22 protein-coding genes are annotated in these 21,200 nt (G+C 53.7%); 11 read left to right on the forward strand and 11 right to left on the reverse strand.

From position 1 onward, the window contains the following. Window positions 1-129 precede the first annotated feature (129 nt). The 3 genes from dinB (at window position 130) to ACEQ15_RS11690 (ending at window position 3,402) form a co-directional block, all read left to right on the forward strand. Window positions 130-1,188 (forward strand): DNA polymerase IV, encoded by a 1,059-nt coding sequence (gene dinB / locus ACEQ15_RS11680; RefSeq protein ID WP_370279367.1) that lies wholly within the window; start codon window positions 130-132, stop codon window positions 1,186-1,188. Between the two features lie 27 nt (window positions 1,189-1,215). Next, window positions 1,216-1,767, forward strand: coding sequence for a nucleoside deaminase (locus ACEQ15_RS11685; protein WP_370279368.1), 552 nt, complete (start codon window positions 1,216-1,218; stop codon window positions 1,765-1,767). 78 nt (window positions 1,768-1,845) lie between these two features. Beyond that, window positions 1,846-3,402 (forward strand): SulP family inorganic anion transporter, encoded by a 1,557-nt coding sequence (locus ACEQ15_RS11690; RefSeq protein ID WP_370279369.1) that lies wholly within the window; start codon window positions 1,846-1,848, stop codon window positions 3,400-3,402. Between the two features lie 73 nt (window positions 3,403-3,475). Here ACEQ15_RS11690 and ACEQ15_RS11695 read toward each other — a convergent pair whose 3' ends face one another. The 4 genes from ACEQ15_RS11695 to ACEQ15_RS11710 form a co-directional block, all read right to left on the reverse strand. Next, the gene (locus ACEQ15_RS11695) at window positions 3,476-3,781 is read right to left on the reverse strand and encodes a DUF6482 family protein (RefSeq protein ID WP_370279370.1); all 306 of its coding nucleotides are present in this window, start codon (window positions 3,779-3,781) and stop codon (window positions 3,476-3,478) included. A 14-nt stretch (window positions 3,782-3,795) separates the two neighbouring features. Then, a complete protein-coding gene (locus ACEQ15_RS11700) occupies window positions 3,796-4,350 on the reverse strand; it encodes a DUF3833 domain-containing protein (protein ID WP_370279371.1) in 555 nt (184 codons plus the stop codon). 164 nt (window positions 4,351-4,514) lie between these two features. Continuing rightward, window positions 4,515-4,847 (reverse strand): HopJ type III effector protein, encoded by a 333-nt coding sequence (locus ACEQ15_RS11705; protein WP_370279372.1) that lies wholly within the window; start codon window positions 4,845-4,847, stop codon window positions 4,515-4,517. Then, window positions 4,844-5,785, reverse strand: a complete 942-nt coding sequence (locus tag ACEQ15_RS11710; RefSeq protein WP_370279373.1) for a ketopantoate reductase family protein — start codon at window positions 5,783-5,785, stop codon at window positions 4,844-4,846. The genes ACEQ15_RS11705 and ACEQ15_RS11710 overlap by 4 nt, the downstream gene beginning before the upstream one ends. Before the next feature lie 132 nt (window positions 5,786-5,917). On the opposite strand from ACEQ15_RS11710, the gene ACEQ15_RS11715 reads away from it, so the two are divergent. Beyond that, window positions 5,918-6,562 carry a YdcF family protein gene (locus ACEQ15_RS11715; protein ID WP_370279374.1) on the forward strand — a complete coding sequence of 215 codons (645 nt, stop codon included), beginning with the start codon at window positions 5,918-5,920 and terminating at the stop codon, window positions 6,560-6,562. 16 nt (window positions 6,563-6,578) lie between these two features. Here ACEQ15_RS11715 and ACEQ15_RS11720 read toward each other — a convergent pair whose 3' ends face one another. Together ACEQ15_RS11720 and ACEQ15_RS11725 are read right to left on the reverse strand one after the other, a co-directional pair. Further along, a complete protein-coding gene (locus tag ACEQ15_RS11720) occupies window positions 6,579-7,562 on the reverse strand; it encodes an aldo/keto reductase (RefSeq protein WP_370279375.1) in 984 nt (327 codons plus the stop codon). Between the two features lie 21 nt (window positions 7,563-7,583). Next, window positions 7,584-7,988 (reverse strand): SMI1/KNR4 family protein, encoded by a 405-nt coding sequence (locus ACEQ15_RS11725; RefSeq protein WP_370279376.1) that lies wholly within the window; start codon window positions 7,986-7,988, stop codon window positions 7,584-7,586. A gap of 208 nt (window positions 7,989-8,196) precedes the next feature. Here ACEQ15_RS11725 and ACEQ15_RS11730 point away from each other — a divergent pair, with 208 nt between their 5' ends. Together ACEQ15_RS11730 and ACEQ15_RS11735 are read left to right on the forward strand one after the other, a co-directional pair. Beyond that, a complete protein-coding gene (locus tag ACEQ15_RS11730) occupies window positions 8,197-8,376 on the forward strand; it encodes a hypothetical protein (protein WP_282354256.1) in 180 nt (59 codons plus the stop codon). A 136-nt stretch (window positions 8,377-8,512) separates the two neighbouring features. After that, window positions 8,513-9,817, forward strand: a complete 1,305-nt coding sequence (locus ACEQ15_RS11735) for a DUF945 family protein (protein WP_370279377.1) — start codon at window positions 8,513-8,515, stop codon at window positions 9,815-9,817. Window positions 9,818-9,866: 49 nt separating this feature from the next. On the opposite strand, the gene ACEQ15_RS11740 is transcribed toward ACEQ15_RS11735, so the two are convergent. Beyond that, complete coding sequence (locus ACEQ15_RS11740; protein WP_370279378.1) at window positions 9,867-10,808, reverse strand: LysR family transcriptional regulator; 942 nt, start codon at window positions 10,806-10,808, stop codon at window positions 9,867-9,869. 111 nt (window positions 10,809-10,919) lie between these two features. Here ACEQ15_RS11740 and ACEQ15_RS11745 point away from each other — a divergent pair, with 111 nt between their 5' ends. The 4 genes from ACEQ15_RS11745 to ACEQ15_RS11760 all read left to right on the forward strand — a co-directional run bounded on the left by ACEQ15_RS11745 (window position 10,920) and on the right by ACEQ15_RS11760 (window position 13,397). Then, on the forward strand, window positions 10,920-11,123 hold the full coding sequence (locus ACEQ15_RS11745; protein ID WP_370279379.1) for a hypothetical protein: 204 nt from the start codon (window positions 10,920-10,922) through the stop codon (window positions 11,121-11,123). Continuing rightward, entirely contained in the window at window positions 11,123-12,052 is a 930-nt protein-coding gene (locus ACEQ15_RS11750) for a sodium-dependent bicarbonate transport family permease (RefSeq protein ID WP_370279380.1), read from the forward strand. The genes ACEQ15_RS11745 and ACEQ15_RS11750 overlap by 1 nt, the downstream gene beginning before the upstream one ends. 116 nt (window positions 12,053-12,168) lie before the next feature. Further along, window positions 12,169-13,107, forward strand: coding sequence for an AEC family transporter (locus ACEQ15_RS11755; RefSeq protein WP_370279381.1), 939 nt, complete (start codon window positions 12,169-12,171; stop codon window positions 13,105-13,107). 38 nt (window positions 13,108-13,145) lie between these two features. Then, on the forward strand, window positions 13,146-13,397 hold the full coding sequence (locus tag ACEQ15_RS11760; RefSeq protein WP_370279382.1) for a hypothetical protein: 252 nt from the start codon (window positions 13,146-13,148) through the stop codon (window positions 13,395-13,397). Window positions 13,398-13,408: 11 nt separating this feature from the next. On the opposite strand, the gene ACEQ15_RS11765 is transcribed toward ACEQ15_RS11760, so the two are convergent. Together ACEQ15_RS11765 and metG are read right to left on the reverse strand one after the other, a co-directional pair. After that, a complete protein-coding gene (locus ACEQ15_RS11765) occupies window positions 13,409-13,870 on the reverse strand; it encodes a DUF1499 domain-containing protein (RefSeq protein ID WP_370279383.1) in 462 nt (153 codons plus the stop codon). A 130-nt stretch (window positions 13,871-14,000) separates the two neighbouring features. After that, on the reverse strand, window positions 14,001-16,070 hold the full coding sequence (gene metG / locus ACEQ15_RS11770; RefSeq protein WP_370279384.1) for a methionine--tRNA ligase: 2,070 nt from the start codon (window positions 16,068-16,070) through the stop codon (window positions 14,001-14,003). Window positions 16,071-16,268: 198 nt separating this feature from the next. On the opposite strand from metG, the gene trmA reads away from it, so the two are divergent. Continuing rightward, window positions 16,269-17,357 (forward strand): tRNA (uridine(54)-C5)-methyltransferase TrmA, encoded by a 1,089-nt coding sequence (gene trmA, locus ACEQ15_RS11775; protein ID WP_370279385.1) that lies wholly within the window; start codon window positions 16,269-16,271, stop codon window positions 17,355-17,357. Here the strand turns inward: trmA and ACEQ15_RS11780 are convergent. After that, window positions 17,354-19,759 (reverse strand): EAL domain-containing protein, encoded by a 2,406-nt coding sequence (locus tag ACEQ15_RS11780; RefSeq protein WP_370279386.1) that lies wholly within the window; start codon window positions 19,757-19,759, stop codon window positions 17,354-17,356. The two genes, trmA and ACEQ15_RS11780, sit on opposite strands and share 4 nt — an antisense overlap. 14 nt (window positions 19,760-19,773) lie before the next feature. Continuing rightward, window positions 19,774-20,925, reverse strand: coding sequence for an ABC transporter substrate-binding protein (locus ACEQ15_RS11785; protein ID WP_370279387.1), 1,152 nt, complete (start codon window positions 20,923-20,925; stop codon window positions 19,774-19,776). Between the last annotated feature and the right edge of the window lie 275 nt (window positions 20,926-21,200).

Raw genomic sequence — 21,200 nt, forward strand, 5'->3', positions numbered from 1 at the left:
TTGGTCTGTATGTTTATACAGTATTATTGGTCCCATGATCTGATCTGTTTGTATACTGATCGTTGATCCATCGTTCTTGGGCTTAAAAGCTAGAACCTTGTTTATTCCTAAGTTGTGGAACTGAGGGGCATGGGCCAACGAAAAATCATCCACTGCGATTGTGACTGCTTTTACGCGGCTGTTGAGATGCGGGACAACCCTGCGTTGGCCGAGATTCCTCTGGCGATAGGCGGCAGCTCCGACCGGCGTGGTGTGATCTCTACCTGCAACTACCTTGCCCGTGAGTTTGGTGTGCGTTCGGCAATGGCTACCGCACGGGCAATCAAGCTTTGCCCAAACCTGACCGTGATACCGGGCAATATGGAGAAGTACCGGCAGGTTTCCCAGCAGATCATGGCGATATACCGTGACTACACCGACCTGATTGAACCGCTCTCCCTCGATGAAGCTTACCTTGATGTTACCGATTGCGATCACTGCAAGGGCAGCGCCACGCTGATTGCCCAGGAGATCCGTGAGCGGATCAAAAAGGAGGTGGGCATTACCGTGTCCGCCGGTGTGGCACCGTCCAAGTTTTTGGCCAAAATTGCGAGTGACTGGGATAAGCCGGATGGTCTGTATGTGATCCGGCCGCAGGATGTGGAGTCCTTTGTTGAAGTTTTGCCGGTGGAAAAGATTTTTGGTGTGGGCGAGAAAACCGCTGCCCGGCTGCATAAACTGGGAATTAAGACCTGCGGTGACCTGCGCGGGTACACGCTCGCGCAATTAGTGGATCACTTTGGCAGCTTCGGTAAGCGGCTGTATGAACTGTGCCGGGGGATCGATGATCGCCCGGTGAAAGTGAGCCGGGAACGTAAGTCGATCAGTGTGGAGCACACCTATCCGGAAGATCTGCATGACCTTAACCAGTGTCTGCAACAACTGCCGATGTTGATGGAGAGCCTCGCAAGGCGCTTTGAAAAACATCGGGACAAACGTACGGTAACCGGGGCCGTGGTGAAGGTGAAGTTTGCCGACTTTACCCAGACCACAGCCGAACACGCCGCTGAGCAGCCTGATATGGAGCTATTTGCCGCGCTCTTGCGGGAGGCCTGGGAACGTGGACATAAACCAGTGCGCCTGCTCGGAGTAGGTTACCGGTTGGGGCAGTACCAGCCAAAACAGGGCGAGCAGCTCCGATTGCTGTGATTGCCGTGATGGAAAGGAGTTGGATGGATGAATGTCGATCAACTGGAGCGGGAATATGATGACCTGCCAATTTCGCTGGACCATCGGGATGAGCGAATAGGGCGGCGCTGCTGTGTTCTGGCGCTGGAAGCGCTGCGTAACGACTGTTACGGCATTGGCGCGGTGTTGATCGACGGCAACGGCGACATCCTGGCGGAAGGCTATAACCGGGTCTTTGAAGAGAACTACCGTGCGGCGGCCCATGCAGAGATGGAGCTGCTGGACGAGTTTGAGCAACGTTTCCCCGACTATGGTGACCGCAGTGAGCTGACCATGATTGTGTCGCTGGAACCCTGTCCCATGTGTTTTACCCGTATTCTGGCCAGTGGTATCGGTCGCGTGCGTTACCTGGCCGCGGATGCCGATGGCGGAATGATTCACAAGGCCCGACACCTGCCTCCCGCCTGGCGAAATCTGGCCAGTGTAGGTGACTATGGCGTTGCAGACGCGAGTCATGCCTTGCGCGATTTTGCCGCGAAACTCGCCGAATCGGGCCTTTCTGATAAAAGAAAACGACTTATTTCCCAAATCCGCGGCTGATATGCTGCGAGTGCAAAGGTGTTCTGCTATACTCGCGCACTTTTTCCAACCTGCTTAAAATTTGCGCAGAGAGTCTCAATGTTTCAACTGATTGCTTCACGCACACAAAGCCTGAAAGCCGACGTGCTTTCCGGTCTGACTGTGGCGCTGGCGCTGGTTCCCGAGGCGGTTGCATTCGCCTTTGTTGCCGGTGTTGAGCCACTGGTCGGACTTTACGCTGCCTTCATGGTTGGCCTGATTACCGCCGCGATTGGTGGTCGTCCAGGTATGATCTCCGGTGCAACCGGTGCCCTGGCGGTGGTAATGGTGAGTCTGGTTGCCCTGCACGGGGTGGAATACCTGTTCGCGACGGTTGTCCTGATGGGTATCTTCCAGATTCTGGCCGGGGTGTTCCGACTGGGTAAGTTTATCCGTCTGGTGCCGCACCCGGTAATGCTCGGCTTTGTGAACGGTCTGGCGATCGTAATCTTCCTGGCACAGATGAAACAGTTCCAGTTTATGGACGAGAGCACCGGCGAGCTGGCATGGCTGCAGGGCTATCAGATGTACCTGATGCTGGGCCTGGTGGCGTTGACCATGGCGATCATCCACTTCCTGCCTAAGCTAACCAAAGCGTTGCCATCCTCTCTGGTGGCGATCGTTGTGGTTGCGGGTCTGGTAATCAGTCTGGATCTGGATGCACGTAACGTACAGGATGTGCTGCGTGATATGACCGGCAATCCGCTGGCAACCATCGCCGGTGGCCTGCCGCAGTTCCACATCCCAATGGTGCCGATCAACCTGGAAACCCTGCAGATCATCGTGCCTTACGCGCTGATTCTGGCGGCGATTGGTCTGATCGAGTCCCTGCTGACCCTGACGCTGATCGATGAAGTTACCGAGACCCGTGGCCGTGGTAACAAAGAGTGTATCGGCCAGGGCGTTGCAAACGTAGCGACCGGCTTCTTTGGTGGTATGGGCGGTTGCGCGATGATCGGTCAGAGTATGATCAACATCAACTCCGGTGGTCGTGGACGTGCGTCCGGTATCTCTGCCGCGCTGTTCCTGCTGGCCTTTATTCTGGTTGGCTCGTCCCTGATCGAGATGATCCCGGTAGCGGCGCTGGTGGGTGTGATGTTCATGGTGGTGCTGGGTACCTTTGAGTGGGCAAGCTTCCGTCTGCTGGGCCGTATCCCGCTGTCCGATACGCTGGTGGGAATTACCGTGACGGTGGTTACTGTCCTGACCGACCTGGCGATTGCCGTAATAGTGGGTGTGATCATGTCTGCGCTGGTCTTTGCCTGGAAGCACGCGAAGAACATGCACTTTGAAGTGAAAGAAGAGGACAATGTGAAGGTATACCTGCCACACGGTCCGCTGTTCTTTGGCTCCATCCAGACCTTCCGTGACCACTTTGATCCACACAACGATCCGCAGGAAGTGATCGTTGATTTCGCGAACTCCCGCGTAATGGACCATTCCGGTCTTGAGGCGATTGATTCCCTGGCGGATCGTTACCTGAAGGCGGGTAAAGAGCTGCACTTCCGTCACCTGAGCCCGGAATGCCGTGACCTGCTGCGCAAGGCTGGCAACCTGGTCGAAGTGAACGTGATCGAAGATCCGAAATACAAGGTGGCTACCGATACCCTGGCGTAAACGGAGCTAACCTGAACCAGCCACTGTCGGAAACGTCAGGGGCTTTTTTGTGTCAGTGAGATGGTGCAGGCACCTAATAGCCTGCGCGGGTCGGTGACAGCATCACTTCGAGTGTGTTATCGGCCTGCTTGGAGGGATGACCGATCATCTCGTCGTAAGCGCTTTGTTGCCTCAGGACCATTGCTTTGACCGAGAAGGGCTCGAACAGCTCTTTTACCTTTTCGATACAGGTTGTGCGGTATGGCGTGTTGTCTTCGGTGTAGACCAGATGCTCACCCAGTTCGTCTTCGATGCTGATCTGATAGAGCATCGGTGCGAGTGAGTACACGATCACTTTCTGGATAGGCTGGGCTGGGTTGAGGTCGGATACGTGAATCATGCCTGTCTCCCTCGTTAGCTTTTGGGTTTGTTGAAGAAGAGGGTCACGGTACCAAGATGAAGCCCCCACTTGGTGACTTTGGCTTTGTTGATCAGTACGCCGTCAGGCAGCAGAAACATCCAGTCGTTGAAGTGCACCCGCCAGACTGAATCTCCGACAGGTAGATCCAGATCGTATTCCCAGTTAAGGGCATTCCCGGCGACTTGTCCGGAAGCGATACCGACCACGTCACCCGCTTCGCCTTCATAGTAGCCATCGCCTTTAGGGGTAATACGCCATACGCGGCGATCCGTCTCGCCGTCGTTGTACTCAAAGTGTTCGTCGAGGGTAAGTACACCGTCTTCCAGGGTGCCGGTGATCTCAACCTTAAAAGAGCGTTTGAGGTTGCCGAAGCGGTCCTCAAAAATGCCCCATGCAGTTGTGTCACCCAGGAAATACTCCTCCAGCACCAGGGTGGGTGTCTGATCCTTAAAGTCTTCAATTTTCATGCTGCTGCAGCCTGTCAGAACAAGTAAAAAGGTGAATAGGGCCGTAAGCCTGAAAGCTGTGGGTGTTGCGTTGCTGAACATGAAGCGGTTCCCGTATGCCCGTTGTTTGCAGGGTTATACGACGTAGGACGGGAAAGGATCAGTGCAATTATCTGCGGGAGAGTAGGGTTTTGGTTGTGACAGAGAAGGAGATATAAAGGAGCGGGCTTACCGATAGGAAAGTGGCCGGTAAGCCCGGTTAGGGATCAGGCCAGTGCTTCGCCGTCGAAGCGGATGCCGTCCCAACCGTTAACCATAAAGGAGCGGATGTTGCCGTGATCGGTACCTTCAGGGGTATTCAGTACGTCCTGGTAGAAGCGACCGAAGCATGCCAGGGTCTGGTCTTTGTCCAGGTTGTTCAGTTTGGCAAAGGCGAAGATCTTGCAGCTGCCTTCGTTCTGGCCTGCATCGTTGCGTACATCGCCGTTGTTAAAACCGGTAGCCGTGTAGCTGTAGTTATCTGCGATCACCTGCATGGTGTCTTCGAAGTCCAGAGTGCTGTCGTTGCCGATGCGGCTAACAAAATCGTTCAGTGTCATGTGTTGATGTCCTGTTTTAACAAGGCCTGTATCAGTTCGGTTGTTGGCGCCTCTTTGCCAAGTGCTGCGCAACGACGCAATACTGCACCACAGATCTCCTCCAGTTCAAGGGGGCGTCCCTTTTCTTTGTCGACCAACATCGAGGTTTTAATTGCGTCAAAGTTGCAGATCAGGTTGTACATCTCATCCACATCCGTCTTAGAGAGGCTAATGCCGTCTGCTTCGGCCGCCAGTGCCGTCTCCTCCATCATTCGGTAGACCGCCTTGCCGTAGGCCGGGTGTTGAGTGAGCGCGCGGGTATCGAGCATCGTGAGTGCCGATAACGGATTGACACCGTTGTTGATCAGCAGCTTGCGCCACAACTGGTACTGAATATCGTCGCTCAGGGTGGTTGGAATACCGGCCGTGTTAAAGGCGTCAACCAACGGCTGTAGATGGCTTTGCAGCTCTGGCGTGCTGTTGGCATTGGGCCATGCACCCATCACCACCTGCGCCGGGCCTTTCGCTTCAACGATACCGGGTTCGATAATGTGGCCGCCTATGCGTACCGCTAAACCGCCAACCGTGCGGTTGTCACCGATCTGGACTGCGATCTGAGTTTCGTTGTCGACACCGTTCTGGAGCGACAGGACCGGCGTGTCACTACCACCCAGCCAGGCTCCCAGTTCAGTCAGCAAGGCGTGGGTGGCGCCGCTCTTGAGGGAGATGATGATCAGGTCGAACTGGTCGGCGCTTAGTGTTTTGATCAACGTTGCGTGATCGAGTGCAGTCACCGGTTGGTCAAACTGAAACTCGGGGTGTTGTACCTTAAGGCCGTTTTCGTTGAGTGCCCGGAGATGTTCACCACGGGCGGTCAGAGTCAGGTCGTGTCCGGCTGCTCGCAGGCGGGCGGCGTAATAGGCGCCGATCCCGCCGGCACCGATCATCAGAAAACGCATGGGCAATCCTTGAGCTTTTTATTGTGAATCGATTATTTCCCGTTGGCGCTTAAAGCGCCAGATCAGTGCTGCATCAATCTGTTGCAGAAATTTTGCTATGATGACGGCCGTTGACTAAAGATGGGGTGCGTAATGAGCGAAGGCTTCGAGTGGGATGCGGTGATCATACCCGGCGGAGGAGTGTCTGCCGACGGTGAATTGCCACCCTGGACTCTACGGCGCTTGGATGCTGCCCTTGCAGTGGACTCGACCCGTTATTTTATTACCCTCAGTGCCGGTACTTTTCACAAGCCACTGCCCGTTGATGCGGCTGGGTTTCCTGTCTTTGAATCTGTTGTGGCAGCCCAGTACCTGCAACGTGCGGGTGTAGATTCCTCGCAAGTACTGTTCGAGACCTGCTCTTACGATACGATCGGAAATGCATACTATCTCCGTACAATTCACACCGAGCCGATGCAGTTGCGCCGGCTGAAGGTGATTACTTCCGAATTCCATATGCCACGCACCCAGGCGATCTTTGAATTTATCTTCAGTGAGCGTTTCTCGACGCTGGACTATGAGCTGGACTTTGAGGTGGTGTCCGATAAGGGGCTAAACGAGCAGGTAATTGCTGAACGGCGTAAGCGAGAGGCTGAGAGTCTGCAACGCTTTCTTGCGCGAAGCGGTGACGTAAAGAATGCTGCTGAGTTGCATCGCTGGCTGTTTCACGAGCACAACGCCTACAGCCTGGAAGGGCAACGCGAACAGCTCTCGTCGGAGCTGCTCGCATCCTATTAAGAGGTTAATGAAACCCTCAGTTTTCGCTATCGACTTCGCGCATGGCTGCCGGTGGGTAACGCTCGCCTTTGATCAGGCTTGGATTGATCGTCTTTTCAATCTGTTCCAGCTCTTCAGCCGACAGCACAATTTCACTGGCCGAAGCATTCTCTGCCAGATGCGCAGTGTCGCGCGTTCCTGGAATTGGGATATGGCCCGTACCTTTGTTCAGTAACCAGGCCAGCGAGAGTTGAGCTGGGCTGTAACCCATCTCTGCAGCGAGCGCTGAGAAATTGCGCACCACATCCAGGTTATGAGCGAAGTTGTCGGGTTGAAAGCGCGGCATACCACTGCGCAGATCGCTATCCGATAACTCTGTCCGCGACGTTAAGGTGCCCGTTAGCATCCCGCGACCAACGGGACTGAACGGTACAAAGGTGATCCCCAGTTCCTGGCAGGTGGCCAGCACCTCCCTTTCAGCACCGCGGCTCCAGAGCGAATATTCCGATTGCACGGCGTCGACCGGGTGCACGGCGTGAGCTCGTTGGATGGTGTCGGCGGACACTTCCGACAGCCCGATCGCCCGGATTTTACCCTGGGCTTTGAGGTCGGCGAGGGCGCCCATACTCTCCTCAATGCCGGTATTAGGGTCTTTGCGGTGCAGGTAATAGAGGTCAATCACATCGGTCTGCAGGCGTTGCAGGCTGGTTTCGCACATTCGGTGAATGTTCTTCCGGCTGCCATCGATAATCCGGTTACCCGAGCTATCTCCATCCAATGCGCATTTGGAGGCGAGGGTGATCTGGTTACGATAGGGTTTCAGTACCCGCCCAAGCAGGGTTTCATTGTTACCGATTCCATATACGGCTGCGGTATCAAACAGGTCGTACCCCAAATCCAAAGCGCGTAACAGGAGTCTCTCCGCCTGCGCTGGTTCGCAATGACCATAGCCATGGGAGAGGATCATACAGCCCAGGCCGATGGCCGAAACCGCAAAAGGGCCAAGTTGGCGTTTGTGCATCGTGCTTCCTTTCTTGTGGACTTAGCTTTCCAGCCACACATCCCGGGCCCAGTGCCAGATCGAGCTCCACTCTTCGGTAGCCGCATCCTCATCGATCGACCAGAGCAGTACTTCACCTTCCTGGGTGATCACGTAGTATTGATCGCCATCCACGCAGATCGGCACATACTCACGTGGCACGCCGTCAGCCCAAGCATTCGCTGCCACTTCCGGCAGGTAGGTGTGGGACTGAGGATCGGCAGCCGTGACCGGTTCGATGCTACCGTAGATAACGTCACCGGTTTTCAGCATAAATTCGCGCATCTCAAATGGGATTGAGATCAGGATCTCCTCCTCTACTTCGACCAACTGATCTTCTGTTGGCAGTTCCAGAGGTACAACGACCCGAGCGTTGCTCTCACGCAATTTTTGCAATACGTCTTCCATTGATGGCGTCCTACGTAGGGTTTACAGGGTTATGGGATGGATATTAGAACAAAATTAGCCGTAACGTAGAGGCAAATTATTGATGAGAAAGTCTCTCATTATTGAGTGCGAAAATTTTTTTATTGATCTAGGACAACTTTTAGAAATTTTGTGGTAAAGTCACGCGCGAAAATTTTCACAAACTCGCGGTTTGATAAGGAATATTATAATGAACGTTGATCAGCACCTGAAAGTTGCACAGTGGCACCTGGAACAGGCTCGTCTGCACGCTACTAACGGCGACCACAAATGCGGCTGCCCAGTAAACGACCACGACGCTAAGGCGATCGCTGCTGTTGAAGCTGGCATGATGAAGATCGAAGAAGAACTGACTTGCTCTGTAAAATAAGTTAGTTACTTCCGAAAAAGCCGCGCCATCGAGTGCGGCTTTTTTGTGCCTGAAAGAAATTCAGGGTGTCAGAGCTGCTACCCATATTTGTGCTAGACTGCGCTGCATCATTAATGGAGTGATCAGGAGATTATGGATGAACAAAGTCGTCCTTCCCGTAGTATTAGTAGGCGCGGCAGCAGTAGCGGCTGGTGGTATCAAATATACCGGTGATCAGGCACATGCGTCTGTTGTGCATGTGGTTGAGCAGATCAACACAGCGCCGCAGTATGAAGGCATGATGAAAGTCGAGCTGCAGTCTACCCCAGGCTATATGGAAAGCAGCTACAAGGTTGACCTGATCATCGAAGACCCGAACATTGTCGAGATGCTGAAGATCGAGCGTATCCCGTTTGTGGTTAACACCAAGAACGGCTTTATGACCGCAAACTACGATCTCCGTCTGGCACCGGGTGAACTGCTGGACACCCTAAAAGCCACGCAGGCCAATCCATCCCAGCCGCCTCTGCAGCTCCTGACTGACGCCAGCTTCAATCCGGTATCCCAGGAACTGGTGATTGATCAGATCTTCAAGTCCGATACCTTTTCCGTAAAAGAAGAGAACAACGAGTTCCGAATTGGCGCATTTGAGAGCCAAGGCACATTTGTTGGCAATGAAATCACGGGTACTGGCACCATGGCTGATACCGTGATCACCCAAAACGGTGAGCAGGTGATGAAAATGTCAGGCATGACTGTAGTGCAAAGCGGCACCATGTTGCCTGGCACCAGCTATTTTGATGGCTTGCTGTCCAGCTTTGAGGTTGATGCCCAATTTGGGGAAATTTGGCTGAACAATCAGTCAGCGAACAAGGTGGTCACCCTCAACGACATCGGTTTAACAATGTCTCAGGCTGAAAAAGCCGATCGCACCTTGCTGGATTTTGTGTACAGCATGGGCGCAGTGGCTGTTGAATCTGATTATGAAGAGCCGGTTAACCTGAACAGTGCAAAACTGGATATGACCTTCGACTTTGATAAAGAGGCGTTCCTGACGTTTGCCAAACAGTTTAACGAGCTGCCACGGGCACAACGTGAGAACCCGTTCGTATTAATGGGATTGTTCAGCGGCCTGACCCACAAAGGGATCAACCTGAACCTGAGCACCTTTGACGTACAGACCGACAAGGGCATCCTGAAGGCTGATGGTGATGTGCAGATGGCTGGTTTTGACGTGATGCAGGGGATGCAGAACCCGAATGCGTTGCTGCAGAAACTGGATGGTAACTTCCAGTTCAGCGTGGATGAATCCCTGCTGCAGGCGTTGCCGGATCAAAACCCGTACCGTGAGCTGGACGGCTTGGCGGCGCAGGGCCTGATGAAGAAAGAGGGCGGTAAGATCAGCACGGAGGTGTCTGTTAACAAAGGTAAGATCGTGGTTAACGGCGTACCGATGACTTAAGCAATGTCCTGCAGGTATCGAAAAAGGCAGCCCCAATCGGCTGCCTTTTTTATGTCTGGCTGTTCAGCTCTTCCAGCAAGCTATCCCGACCGGTGTCACTGACATAATCCAGAAATGTCTGCGCAACCACGGACAGGCTCTTTGACTTCAGATGCACAAGATACCAGGTGGGCGTAATCGGCAGCTGTTGCACATTCAATTCAGCCAAACCGGTGCGGCCACCAAAGGAGAGGGTATGGCTGGAGAGGATTGATACCCCTAGTCCCGACATCACCGCGTGTTTGATCGCTTCGTTACTCTCAATCGTCATGCGCACGTTGAGTTTGATCTCACGGTCGGCCATGTGCTGTTCGATGGCATGACGGGTGCCCGATCCGTTTTCCCGCATCAGGAAAGGTTCTTCAGCAAAGGTTTCCAGAGGAATTGCGGCTACGTTTGCCAGCGGATGGTCTTCGGGGGCAATTGCCACTAACGGGTTGGGCAGGAAGTTATAGGTTTGCAGCGCGTGATCCCTGGGTGGATGACTGAACACGTAGAGATCATCTTCGCCGGTCTCCATACGGTCGATAATTTGCTGTCGGTTGCCCACCTTAAAGTCGATATCAATCTCTGGATACAACTTACAGAAATCACCCAGTAGGTGGGGGATAAAGTACTTGGCGGTTGTCACCACCGCCAGCTTCAACGTACCCGCTTTCATACCCTTGAGTTGAGACAGGGTCATATCCAGACGATCGAAGCTTTGCAACACCTCGCGGGCAGTAGACACAACCGCCAGGCCCGCTTCGGTAAAGATCAGCTTACGACCGACCTGGTCGTACAGTCTGGCGTCCACGGCGCTAGCCAGCTTTTTCAGCTGCATGGAGACGGTAGGTTGTGTCAGGTGCAACTGTTCGGCAGCGGCGGTGACGGAACCTTGTTGGTAGACCGCGAGCAGGATTTCCAGCTGTCTGACTGTGCCAATATGGGCGTGCAGGCGTGATTGAGTCATATATAGATTAATATCTATGTAAAAAATAAATAATATCGATTTTTATCTATTCTTTAAATCCCTCAGAATTCCTCTCCGTTGACATACCCCTTACAGGAGAGAAGAGAGTAGATGAAAAAGCGAGCGTTTGCATTTGAGATGGCGGTGTCCCTGGTGCTGATGGCATTGGGTTTGGTACTGGTGCAACTGGGCCTGCCAGGCTATGGACTGGTTGTGGTTGCTGCGATCCTGATGGGGCTGTCGTTTTTAACCCGCAAGTGGGTGGCGCAGACTGCAAACGTTAAAGTAGCAGCTCGCAACCGGGGTTCTAACTGATGCAGCTGGATGTGGTTGTTGGTTTCTTTCTTTTGGGCATGGTGGCCCAGTTACTGAAGGCGCCAATCAAAATGCCAAAGGGGTTATATCAATCCCTGACCCTGTTCCTGTTGATCGCGATCGGCCTGAAAGGTGGCGTGGCGTTGAACAGCCACGCTTCCGATGATCTTCTGATCCAGGCGGCGGCGATCATTGGCTTTGGCTTGGTGCTGCCACTGATCGCCTTCCCTATTCTGTATAAAGTGGGTGGCTTGTCCCGTATCGATTCGGCCTCGGTTGCTGCGCATTATGGCTCGGTGAGTGTGGCGACCTTTGCTGTGGCGATGGCGGTAGTGGAAGCCAACGGCATTGAATACGAACCGTACTTCCCACTCTTTGTGGCCCTGCTGGAGGTGCCGGCAATCGCAGTGGGTCTGTGGTTGGCGCGAGACCGCGATCAGGCGTTGGACCTGAAAAAGGCAGCCCATGAAATCTTCCTGAACCAGGGTGTACTGTTGCTGGTGGGTGGATTATTGATCGGCTGGTGGGCAGGCTCTCGTGCCGATTCGTTGATGCCGTTCTTTGGCACCCTGTTCCACGGTGTGCTGGCGCTGTTCCTGCTGGAGATGGGGCGCATTGCATCATCTCAGTTGGGTGTATTGCGCAGCTTCGGCTCATTTATCGCCAGCTTTGGTGTGCTGATGCCGTTAGTGGGTGCCGGTTTGGGGGCGCTGCTGGCGTATGCTTTAGAGTTATCTACCGGCGGTGTGATTCTGTTGGCGACCCTGGGTGGCAGTGCCTCCTATATTGCAGTACCGGCGGCGATGGCGGTCGCGCTGCCAAAAGCCAACCAGAGCCTGTCGATCACGGCATCCCTGGCGATCACCTTCCCGTTTAATGTGTTGGTGGGGATTCCGCTTTACAGTGTGCTGGTGGGGCATTGGTCATAACCGTCTTAGCGACGCGCAACAGTGATGTGCGTTTTCTGAGATAGTCCGATCGGTTTCCAGTAGATAGAATTTCATCTTTTGTGAAAGGGTTCGTTGCAAGCGAACCGGAGAAAAAGATGCAACTGCTGCTGGAAACCGTGATCCCCGTGTTTGCCCTGATGGCGATAGGGTGGGGGTGTCGTAAGTCGGGGATGCTGGATGCGGGTGCCGCCAAGGCGCTTAACCAGTACGTATTCTATATCGCTATCCCACCCCTGCTGTTCCTTTCGACTGCCCGGGTTTCACTGGCTGAAATCATAAACTGGCCGTTCCTTGGTGCCTACTTCGCAGGCACCGCTGCTGTAATCCTGGCGGCGCTGGCAGGTGCGCGCTGGCTTAACCTCAAGGGTGCGTTGGACCGGGCCGTGGTGGCGCTGATCGCCAGCTGGGGCAATACGGTCTACATGGGCGTGCCGCTCTTCTACTTCCTGTTTGGTGATGACGGGACCTTGCCGGTGGTGATCGTAACGCTGAGCACCAACATGGCGATGATCTTTGTGCTGGCCCTGTGTGCACACCTGGATGCAGAAGGGCAGGAGCGCGGTTCCATGCTGGCGATGTTCAACAATGTGTTTCTGAAGAATCCCGTTATGCTGGCGCCCATTCTGGGCATGTTGGTCTCTTACTTCTCTGTTGCCGTGCCAACACCGCTGGAAAACCTGCTGAACATGATCGCCCCGTCGGCGGCGCCGGTTGCGCTGTTTGCGATGGGATTGTCGCTGTATGGCCTGTCGTTTAAAGGGAACATGTTGCAGTTGAGCTGGATGACTGCGATGAAGCTGCTGGTGCAGCCGCTGGCGACGTTGTTGGTGGTACTGGTGATCGGCATGGATCCGTTCTGGGCGGCATCGGCGGTGCTGTTGGCCGCGCTTCCGGCAGGTTCCATGGTGTACGTGCTGGCACAGCAATATGATACCCGCGTGGAACTGGCATCAAGTACCGTACTTGCCACCACGATGTTGTCTTTGCTTAGCCTGGCATTGCTATTACCATGGATAAAAAGCTGGGTGGGCTAAAAGCCTGGCTAATTATCTAAGCAAATTAAGTGGTTCTGATGCTGGAAGAGTACAAAGTTCTTTGGGTGTTGCTGTTTGTGGCTCTGGTGTTTACGCCGGTTACACTCAATGCCATTCGCCGTTACCGTGAAACCCCGCCGCCCATGGCGAAAAATGATCGCAAGCTTTACCGGTTGTGGCGTTCCGATCCGGATGCATACGAGCGCCAATACGGTGCAATGGATCGGGAATATATTGCGGCCCAGGAGCGCAAAGCCGCCGCGCGTAAGCAAAACAAAGACTCCGATTGAGGAGCCAGCCGCTATAACTTCTGCAAGCGCGTGCGTAGCTGCAGGGCACGCGCTTTGTTCACACCCAAATCACTGTAGCCGATACGTGATGCCGAGCGGATATGAATCTGTTTGGTTGTCTCATCAATTCGCACTTCCAGGTCATCTACAAAGCCAAAGGTACCCGATCGGTAGGTGGCAGCGAAGTAGTTGTCTTTCTCCCGAACCATGCTTCCGCCTGTCGCATCAATCGACTTGCGAATCAAACTGCGGACGACCTTGATATTGGCACTGCCGTAATCAACCGGTTTGATGTAGTGCTCAACGTCTTCGGGGTACTCGGTGCAGATGCAGTTGGGTGATTGAGGGCAGGTGCTGAGTTTGCCTTCAACCAAGCCTGGTGCGGTGCCTGATTTGGATAGCTGTCCCATCATAAACAGCGCTAACAGGATGCCGGCAGCCCCAAGTGCAATCAGGATGAGAATGTATTTCATAGGCGAGTCCGGTTTATAGAGGTTGTTTTCAGCATAGCAGCTTGTATCAACGGGGCTTTTTCCGACCGCACAGCCACAAAAAAGCCCGGTACTGATACCGGGCTTTTTACGGGGTTCTGATCAGGTCAGATTACATGATACGCATGCCAGGCTTGGCGCCTTCGTGCGGCTCCAGAATCCACAGATCCTTACCGCCAGGACCAGCTGCCAGCACCATACCTTCGGACATGCCGAACTTCATCTTACGCGGTGCCAGGTTAGCCACCATCACGGTCAGCTTGCCTTCCAGGTCTTCTGGGGAGTACGCGGACTTGATGCCGGCGAAGACATTGCGGGTTTCGCCGCCCAGGTCCAGGGTCAGCTGCAGCAGTTTCTTGGCGCCATCCACATGTTCCGCTTTTGCGATACGTGCAACACGCAGGTCCACTTTAGCGAAATCGTCGAACGTGATGGTGTCAGCGATTGGATCTTTATCCAGCTCGCGGATATCATCTTTGTTGTCGAGTTCGGTCTGGGCCTTCTGTTTGTGACCCGCGGTGGAAGCCGCCAATGCAGCCAGCGTTGCTTTGCTGTCTTCGATCATCGCGTTCACTTTGTCCTCTTCGATGCGCTGCATCAGAGGTTTGAACTTGTTGATCTTGTGAGACAGCAGTGGCTGTTTAACCGAATCCCAGGACAGATCTTCGATGTTCAGGAACGCTTTCACGTCTTCTGCAACCTGTGGCAGCACTGGCGCCAAGTAGGTCACGATCACACGAAACAGGTTGATGCCCATGGAGCAGCAATCCTGTACTTCCTGTTCTTTGCCTTCCTGTTTTGCCAGAACCCAAGGTTCAGCCGCATCGATGTACTGGTTAGCTTTGTCAGCAATCGCCATGATTTCACGCATCGCGCGGGAGAATTCACGGTTTTCGAAGGCGTCTGCGATGGAGTCGCCCGCTGCAACCGCTTCTTCGTATAGGGCGGGAACTGCCAGTTCTGCTGCCAACTCGCCGTCAAACTTCTTCTTGATGAAACCGGCGCAACGGGATGCGATGTTTACAACCTTATTCACCAGGTCTGCGTTTACACGCATGCGGAAGTCTTCCAGGTTCAGGTCGATATCGTCGATGCCGGAACCCAGTTTCGCTGCGAAGTAGTAACGCAGGTATTCTGGACGCAGGTGGTTCAGGTAGGTTTCCGCCATGATAAAGGTGCCGCGGGACTTGGACATCTTCTGACCGTCGACGGTCAGGAAACCGTGGCAGAACACTTTATTCGGCTTACGGAAACCTGCGCCTTCCAGCATCGCTGGCCAGAACAGGGTGTGGAAGTACGCGATATCTTTACCGATGAAGTGGTACAGCTCGGTGTCGGAGGACTCGTTCCAGTACTCGTCAAAGTCTACGCCGTTCTTGTCACACCAGTTCTTGAAGCTGGCCATGTAACCGATTGGTGCGTCCAGCCATACGTAGAAGTATTTGCCCGGTGCATCCGGAATCTCGAAACCCCAGTACGGTGCGTCACGGGAGATGTCCCAGTTCTGCAGACCGGATTCGAACCACTCGTTCAGCTTGTGGATCATCTGATCCTGTACGCACTCGTTTACCCAGCCGCGCAGGAAGCGTTCGAAGTCACCCAGCTTGAAGAAGTAATGCTCGGACTCTTTTTCGATCGGCTTGGCACCGGATACAGCGGAGTAGGCATTTTTCAGCTCTACCGGGCTGTAGGTCGCACCGCATTTTTCACAGGAGTCGCCATACTGGTCTTCCGCACCACATTTCGGGCAGTCACCCTTAACGAAGCGGTCCGGCAGGAACATCTCTTTCTCAGGGTCGAACGCCTGGGTGATGGTTTTCTGGGCGATGTGGCCCTTGTCACGCAGACGGGTGTAGATCAGCGACGCGAAGTGCTGGTTCTCTTCCGAGTGAGTGGAGTAGTAGTTGTCGAAACCCACCCTGAAACCGCTGAAGTCGCGCTGGTGTTCAACACTCACCTGATCGATCAGTGCCTGTGGCTCGATCCCCATCTGATCTGCCTTCAGCATGATTGGTGTGCCGTGAGCGTCGTCGGCGCAAACGTAGGTGCAGCTGTGGCCGCGCTGTTTCTGGAAACGAACCCAGATATCAGTCTGAATGTACTCTACCAGGTGACCCAGATGGATCGGGCCGTTGGCGTAGGGCAGAGCGCTTGTAACGAGAATCTTACGCTGGTCAGTCATGATGGGAAGTCAAACCTGAATTGTTATATACGCATTAAAACGCGCAATTTTACGCTGTTTACAACGGTTTATGAACAGATAGCCGACCTCGAAACGAAATATATAAGGGATTTTCACCTTCTCCCCGCTATTCCATAACCCGCGTGGCTGGTAGAATCGCGCGTCTTTCTAAAGTATGCACGAACAGGTGAGGTAGCAATGGCGATTCCCAAGGTGGAACCGGAAAAGTACGACGAACTGCTGGCAGAGAAAAAAGCCTGGGTTGAGAACGAGTTCTCGGCGTTTGCGCTGCCTGAGATCGAAGTGTTTGAATCGCCGAAGGAACACTACCGCCTGCGTGCTGAATTCCGTACCTGGCACGACGGTGATGATCTGGATTACATCATGTTCGAGCCAGGCAACAAGTACCAGCACACCAAGCTGACCAGCTGTCCGATGGTGTCTGAAACCATCCACAACCTGATGTTCACCCTGCTGGACGAAATCCGCAGCATTGAAGCGTTGCGTCGTCGCCTGTTCCAGGTGGACTTCCTCAGCACCCTGAGTGGTGAGGTGCTGGTAAGCCTGCTGTACCACCGTCCGATCGACGAGGTATGGGAAGAGGAAGCGCGCAAACTGCGTGAGAAATTCGGCATCAACATTGTGGGCCGTTCCCGTAAGAAGAAGGTGGTGCTGGACCAGGATTTCGTCATCGAAAAGATGAATATCAACGGTCGCGAATACATCTACAAACAGGTGGAAAACGCCTTCAGCCAGCCAAACGGTGAAGTGTGCCGTTCCATGATCAAGTGGGCGTTGGATGCCAGCCAGGATGCAGGTGGCGATATGGTGGAGCTGTACTGCGGTAACGGTAACTTTACCCTGCCATTGGCGCAGAACTTCCGCCGTGTGGTGGCCACCGAGATCTCAAAAACCTCTGTTTACGCGGCCCAGTACAACATTCAGGCGAACAATATCGATAACGTGGATGTGGTGCGTATCAGTTCTGAGGAGTTTTCGCAGGTACTCAGCGGTCAGGTGCAGAAGCGCCGCACCAAGGACCTGGATCTGGAGAGTTGCGATTTCACCACCGTATTGGTCGATCCACCGCGTGCCGGCCTGGATGATGACACCGTGAAACAGGTGCAGGAGTACAACAACATCATCTACATCTCCTGTAACCCGGAGACTCTGAACGACAACCTGAAGGTGATCACCGAAACCCACAAGATTGAGCGTTTCGCCATCTTCGATCAGTTTCCGTACACCCACCACCTGGAGTGTGGTGTGTACCTGACTCGTCGTTAAACCAGCGCTTCAGCCAGAAGGGCTCGTTCCGGCGAGGCGCACTTCGCTGCTATCTCTTCTGAAAGCAGTTCCCAATCCGATTCGAGGGCATCAGCCCTCATCGGTTTGGCAAAGTAGTATCCCTGCGCACAACGCCCGCCACGCGCCAGGATAAACTCCATCTGCTCGCGTGTTTCGATCCCCTCTGTGATCACTTTCAGACGCATGCTGTGGCTCATCTGGATGATCGCTTCCACCAGGCCGCTGTACTTGCCGTCTTCCTTGTTGGTGCAGTTGATGATGAATGATCGGTCGATCTTCAGCACATCCAGTGGGAACTTCATCAGATAGCTCAACGCGGAATAGCCGGTACCAAAGTCATCGATCGCAATCCGACAGCCGAGTTTATCGAGCTGGGAGATTACCGCCTGGTTGTTCTGGTTGTCGTGCAACAGCAGACTTTCAGTGATCTCAATCAGCAGGCTTTCGGGTGGCAGCTGGTGCTGCGCAAGTGATTGCTCCAGGGTTTCCACCAGATGCTCCGACTGGAACTGACGGGTAGATACGTTTACCGAGAGATAGAAGTCGTCGTTCAGATGTTTGCGCCAATGCGCCAGTTGGGCACAGGTCTGCTCGATACACCAAACCCCGATTGGGATGATCAGACCTGTCTCTTCTGCGATCGGAATGAAGTGGAACGGTGATATGAAGCGGTCGCCGTCCTTCAGACGTAGCAGGGCTTCGGCACCGGTAATTGTGCCATCCTTCATGTTGACGATGGGCTGGTAGTGAAGCTCCAGCAGATCATCGCGGATCGCCCGGCGCAGCAAGACTTCGGTGTGAGCTCTTGCCTGCGCATTCTGCACATGTTCCGGAGAGTAAAAAGCGATGCGGCTACGGCCCTCATCTTTTGCGCTGTACATCGCAATGTCGGCATTTTGTAGCAAGGCGGCGGGGCTATCAGCGTCGATCGGATAGCACGCAATACCAATAGACGCCGAAGCATACACCTTGCAGTTTGGCAGCCTGAATGAGGCTTCCAGTGCCTGCAGGATGCGCTGCGCGGTCGCAGCGGCGTCGTCAGGTGAAGCGATCTGCTCCAGAATAACGGCAAACTCATCGCCACCCAGTCGGGCAACCTTATCAGAGCTTTGCAGCTCCTGATCGATACGTTGCGCCGCCGCCCGGATTAGCTCGTCACCAACGTGATGGCCAAAGGTATCGTTAACCGATTTAAAGCGGTCCAGGTCGATAAACAGCACTGCAAACGGTTGTTGTGAATGCTGGCGCTCTTCAACCAGTGATTCCAGATAGCTTTGGAACTGGTTGCGGTTAGGCAGGCCTGACAGCATATCGGTATTGGCTTGGTGGTTCAGTTCACGGTGGGCTTGCTTGAGGCTGGTCACGTCGGACATCACGGCCAACGCGCCCGGGAAGGTATCGCTGGCAGATAGCGTCGCGTTGATCAGCATGTCATGTGGCGTACCTGCAGCGTCAAGAATCACCAGCGGAAATTTGGAGACCAATCCGTATTTCCACAGCATGTTGATCAGTCGTTGCACTGTTTCGGGTGAGTTGGCGTCCCGCGTCAAAGCAGCCAGGGGTTGATTGATGATCTGCTCGCGGTGGTAGCCGAGTGCTTTGACAAAATAATCGCTTGCGTCACAAATAATGCCCTTTTCATCAAAGCTGAAGAGCAGGGACGGTGTGGAGTGATAGAGGTTTTTAAGGTGGTCTTCGCTGCTTTTCAGGCGTGAGTGATGCTGCTCAATGCGACCCTGCATCTCGTTAAAGGCGCGGGTGATTTCACCCAGCTCATCGTTCGCGCAGTGCTTTACGCGAACAAAGTTCTGCTCTCCCTGGCTACTTTTGATTGCACTGAGTAGCGACTGAATTGGCCCACCAAGGAGTTTCTCGTAGACCAGATAAATCGCCAATGACATGGTTACAACAATCAGCAGCAGTGAGAGAAGCGATTCGCGTAGATCGTGCTGCTCTGCTTGCTTAAGCCTCAGGTTGCCAACTTTCACACGCAAGGTACCGGCACGTTGTGTAATGTGGGCATTCTGGTAGATCAGCGGTTCTTCCAACGAGAACGCAACTTCTACATCGCCTATTAAAGGCGAGCTTGCCTGATGAACGATGTTGTTGCCTTCGTCCCAGATCGTTACCTGCAATACATCCGGATCCAGCATCATGGTGTGGGTGATACTTTCCAGAGCGCTGGTGTTGAAGTTCCAGAGTGGATCGACGAGGACGGTCGAGTATTGGGTGAGGCTTTCACGCTTCTGTTCGAGGTTGAGGTTGAACTGCTCCTTAGCATTCTGCGCTGAGTAGCTGAATGACAGACCCAACGCTAATAGCACTGAGGGCAGCAGTACCAGCAGGAGTTTAACGCGCAGCGATTGAAACCGGTTATGCATCAAGTATCTGGCCGTCAGTGATTGATGGAGTTAAACACATGTTTCAATGAGAAATCATAGTCATGATTTTTCGAACTGTCGCCAAGCAAGAAACGATTAAAATCGATCTTTCCCCAGTTCTCATCACCTAACCGGTTTAGGTACTGATCGACATTTGTGGCATCAATGCTCTGCATCTGGAAGCGCACCGATCCGATCGGTTGGTCGTCACCTTGTTGTAAGCGTGCGTGGTAGTCTTTTAGCGCCACCATCGACCAGGCGCCTGCCAGAAAGTGGCCGCCATCAGAGAGCAACAACTCACCAGACCTGACCAATTGCAGCGCTTCGGCGGACCAGTTAAGGCCGACCATGCACACATCTTTGCCGGCCTGCAGACCATTCTCCTGCAAGGCGTCCCGGGCACCAAAGGCGATTGGGTCGTTTGCAGACCAGATGGCGGCCGGTGTGATCTGGTTGCGTTCCGCCCACTGCAGATAGCTGTGGGTTAGGGCTTTGGCTTCGGATCGGTTCCAGTTGGCGTACAGGAAGCGATCGAGTTTGATCTCGTTTTTGTGATTGTCCACTACCGATAGGGCGCCACCGTTTCGGTCGATGGAGGCAGGGGTGAGTTTGTCCCCACCAATCGCCAGGAAGTGGTAGGGCGGTTGCATTTTTGATTGTTCGACACAACGGTGTAGCGCCGTCATCATGCGTTCACCGGCGCCAAAGTTATCCGGTGTAATGGCGCCGAGCAGGTTCTTATGAACGCCACCGGGAAGACCAACCCGCGTTCTTTGTTCCGGCAGGAAATCGTTCAGCAGCATCAGGGTACGTATCTGTTTTTGACTGGCGGCTAGCAGAATCTTTTCGGCGGCCTGCTCTTCATTCACCAAAATCAGGTAATCGGGCGGCGTTTGCCGCTGTGTGACAGCGACCCCTTGTTCCGCCATGCGGACACGGTTGCGCTGCGCATAGATCACCTCCAGCTCGATGCCGAAATCTGTCGCTGCAGCGCGCATGGTCTCGGTGACCATATCCCAAAAACGTTCACCCTCTTTGCCAGGGTTAACGAAAGTAACACTCATCGCCCAGACGGAGGATGAGAACAGAAGTGCAATAAACGAGGCGAGATACCTTATCGAACTTGTCATTTTTATTTTGCCGTTCGAATAACTACAGGATGTCATATTGTGCCCAGATTTTCACAATGGCTTCAAACCCCAATCTGAGTACTGGTCTTACCACTTTAGAATGATATTTCACTCTGATATTTCCCAGATGCATAAGCAACAGATAATTGGCTATTAAATAGCCCGATTTGGATTTCTTTTGTGCTCTGTCTTTACAAACTGAACACTGTTCACTATTCTTGGTTTCAAGTTAATTGAACAGTGTTCAGTAGGTTGGTTTAGGAACAGCTTGTTCAGTTCGGTTTTTCATCTTTTCATCAAGGGTAGGTAAC

This window comes from Pontibacterium sp., assembly GCF_964228735.1.
Taxonomy (GTDB): Bacteria; Pseudomonadota; Gammaproteobacteria; order Pseudomonadales; family Balneatricaceae; genus Pontibacterium.

Bases quoted from the DNA above. Each gene is read 5' to 3' on its own strand.
- ACEQ15_RS11695 (WP_370279370.1), bottom strand. From the start codon at position 3,781: ATGATTCACGTATCCGACCTCAACCCAGCCCAGCCTATCCAGAAAGTG.
- ACEQ15_RS11740 (WP_370279378.1), bottom strand. From the start codon at position 10,808: ATGACTCAATCACGCCTGCACGCCCATATTGGCACAGTCAGACAGCTG.
- dinB (WP_370279367.1), top strand. From the start codon at position 130: ATGGGCCAACGAAAAATCATCCACTGCGATTGTGACTGCTTTTACGCG.
- ACEQ15_RS11730 (WP_282354256.1), top strand. From the start codon at position 8,197: ATGAACGTTGATCAGCACCTGAAAGTTGCACAGTGGCACCTGGAACAG.
- trmA (WP_370279385.1), top strand. From the start codon at position 16,269: ATGGCGATTCCCAAGGTGGAACCGGAAAAGTACGACGAACTGCTGGCA.
- ACEQ15_RS11760 (WP_370279382.1), top strand. From the start codon at position 13,146: ATGCTGGAAGAGTACAAAGTTCTTTGGGTGTTGCTGTTTGTGGCTCTG.
- ACEQ15_RS11715 (WP_370279374.1), top strand. From the start codon at position 5,918: ATGAGCGAAGGCTTCGAGTGGGATGCGGTGATCATACCCGGCGGAGGA.
- metG (WP_370279384.1), bottom strand. From the start codon at position 16,070: ATGACTGACCAGCGTAAGATTCTCGTTACAAGCGCTCTGCCCTACGCC.
- ACEQ15_RS11690 (WP_370279369.1), top strand. From the start codon at position 1,846: ATGTTTCAACTGATTGCTTCACGCACACAAAGCCTGAAAGCCGACGTG.
- ACEQ15_RS11765 (WP_370279383.1), bottom strand. From the start codon at position 13,870: ATGAAATACATTCTCATCCTGATTGCACTTGGGGCTGCCGGCATCCTG.
- ACEQ15_RS11735 (WP_370279377.1), top strand. From the start codon at position 8,513: ATGAACAAAGTCGTCCTTCCCGTAGTATTAGTAGGCGCGGCAGCAGTA.
- ACEQ15_RS11710 (WP_370279373.1), bottom strand. From the start codon at position 5,785: ATGCGTTTTCTGATGATCGGTGCCGGCGGGATCGGCGCCTATTACGCC.
- ACEQ15_RS11725 (WP_370279376.1), bottom strand. From the start codon at position 7,988: ATGGAAGACGTATTGCAAAAATTGCGTGAGAGCAACGCTCGGGTCGTT.
- ACEQ15_RS11705 (WP_370279372.1), bottom strand. From the start codon at position 4,847: ATGACACTGAACGATTTTGTTAGCCGCATCGGCAACGACAGCACTCTG.
- ACEQ15_RS11700 (WP_370279371.1), bottom strand. From the start codon at position 4,350: ATGTTCAGCAACGCAACACCCACAGCTTTCAGGCTTACGGCCCTATTC.
- ACEQ15_RS11745 (WP_370279379.1), top strand. From the start codon at position 10,920: ATGAAAAAGCGAGCGTTTGCATTTGAGATGGCGGTGTCCCTGGTGCTG.
- ACEQ15_RS11755 (WP_370279381.1), top strand. From the start codon at position 12,169: ATGCAACTGCTGCTGGAAACCGTGATCCCCGTGTTTGCCCTGATGGCG.
- ACEQ15_RS11750 (WP_370279380.1), top strand. From the start codon at position 11,123: ATGCAGCTGGATGTGGTTGTTGGTTTCTTTCTTTTGGGCATGGTGGCC.
- ACEQ15_RS11720 (WP_370279375.1), bottom strand. From the start codon at position 7,562: ATGCACAAACGCCAACTTGGCCCTTTTGCGGTTTCGGCCATCGGCCTG.
- ACEQ15_RS11685 (WP_370279368.1), top strand. From the start codon at position 1,216: ATGAATGTCGATCAACTGGAGCGGGAATATGATGACCTGCCAATTTCG.
- ACEQ15_RS11785 (WP_370279387.1), bottom strand. From the start codon at position 20,925: ATGACATCCTGTAGTTATTCGAACGGCAAAATAAAAATGACAAGTTCG.
- ACEQ15_RS11780 (WP_370279386.1), bottom strand. From the start codon at position 19,759: ATGCATAACCGGTTTCAATCGCTGCGCGTTAAACTCCTGCTGGTACTG.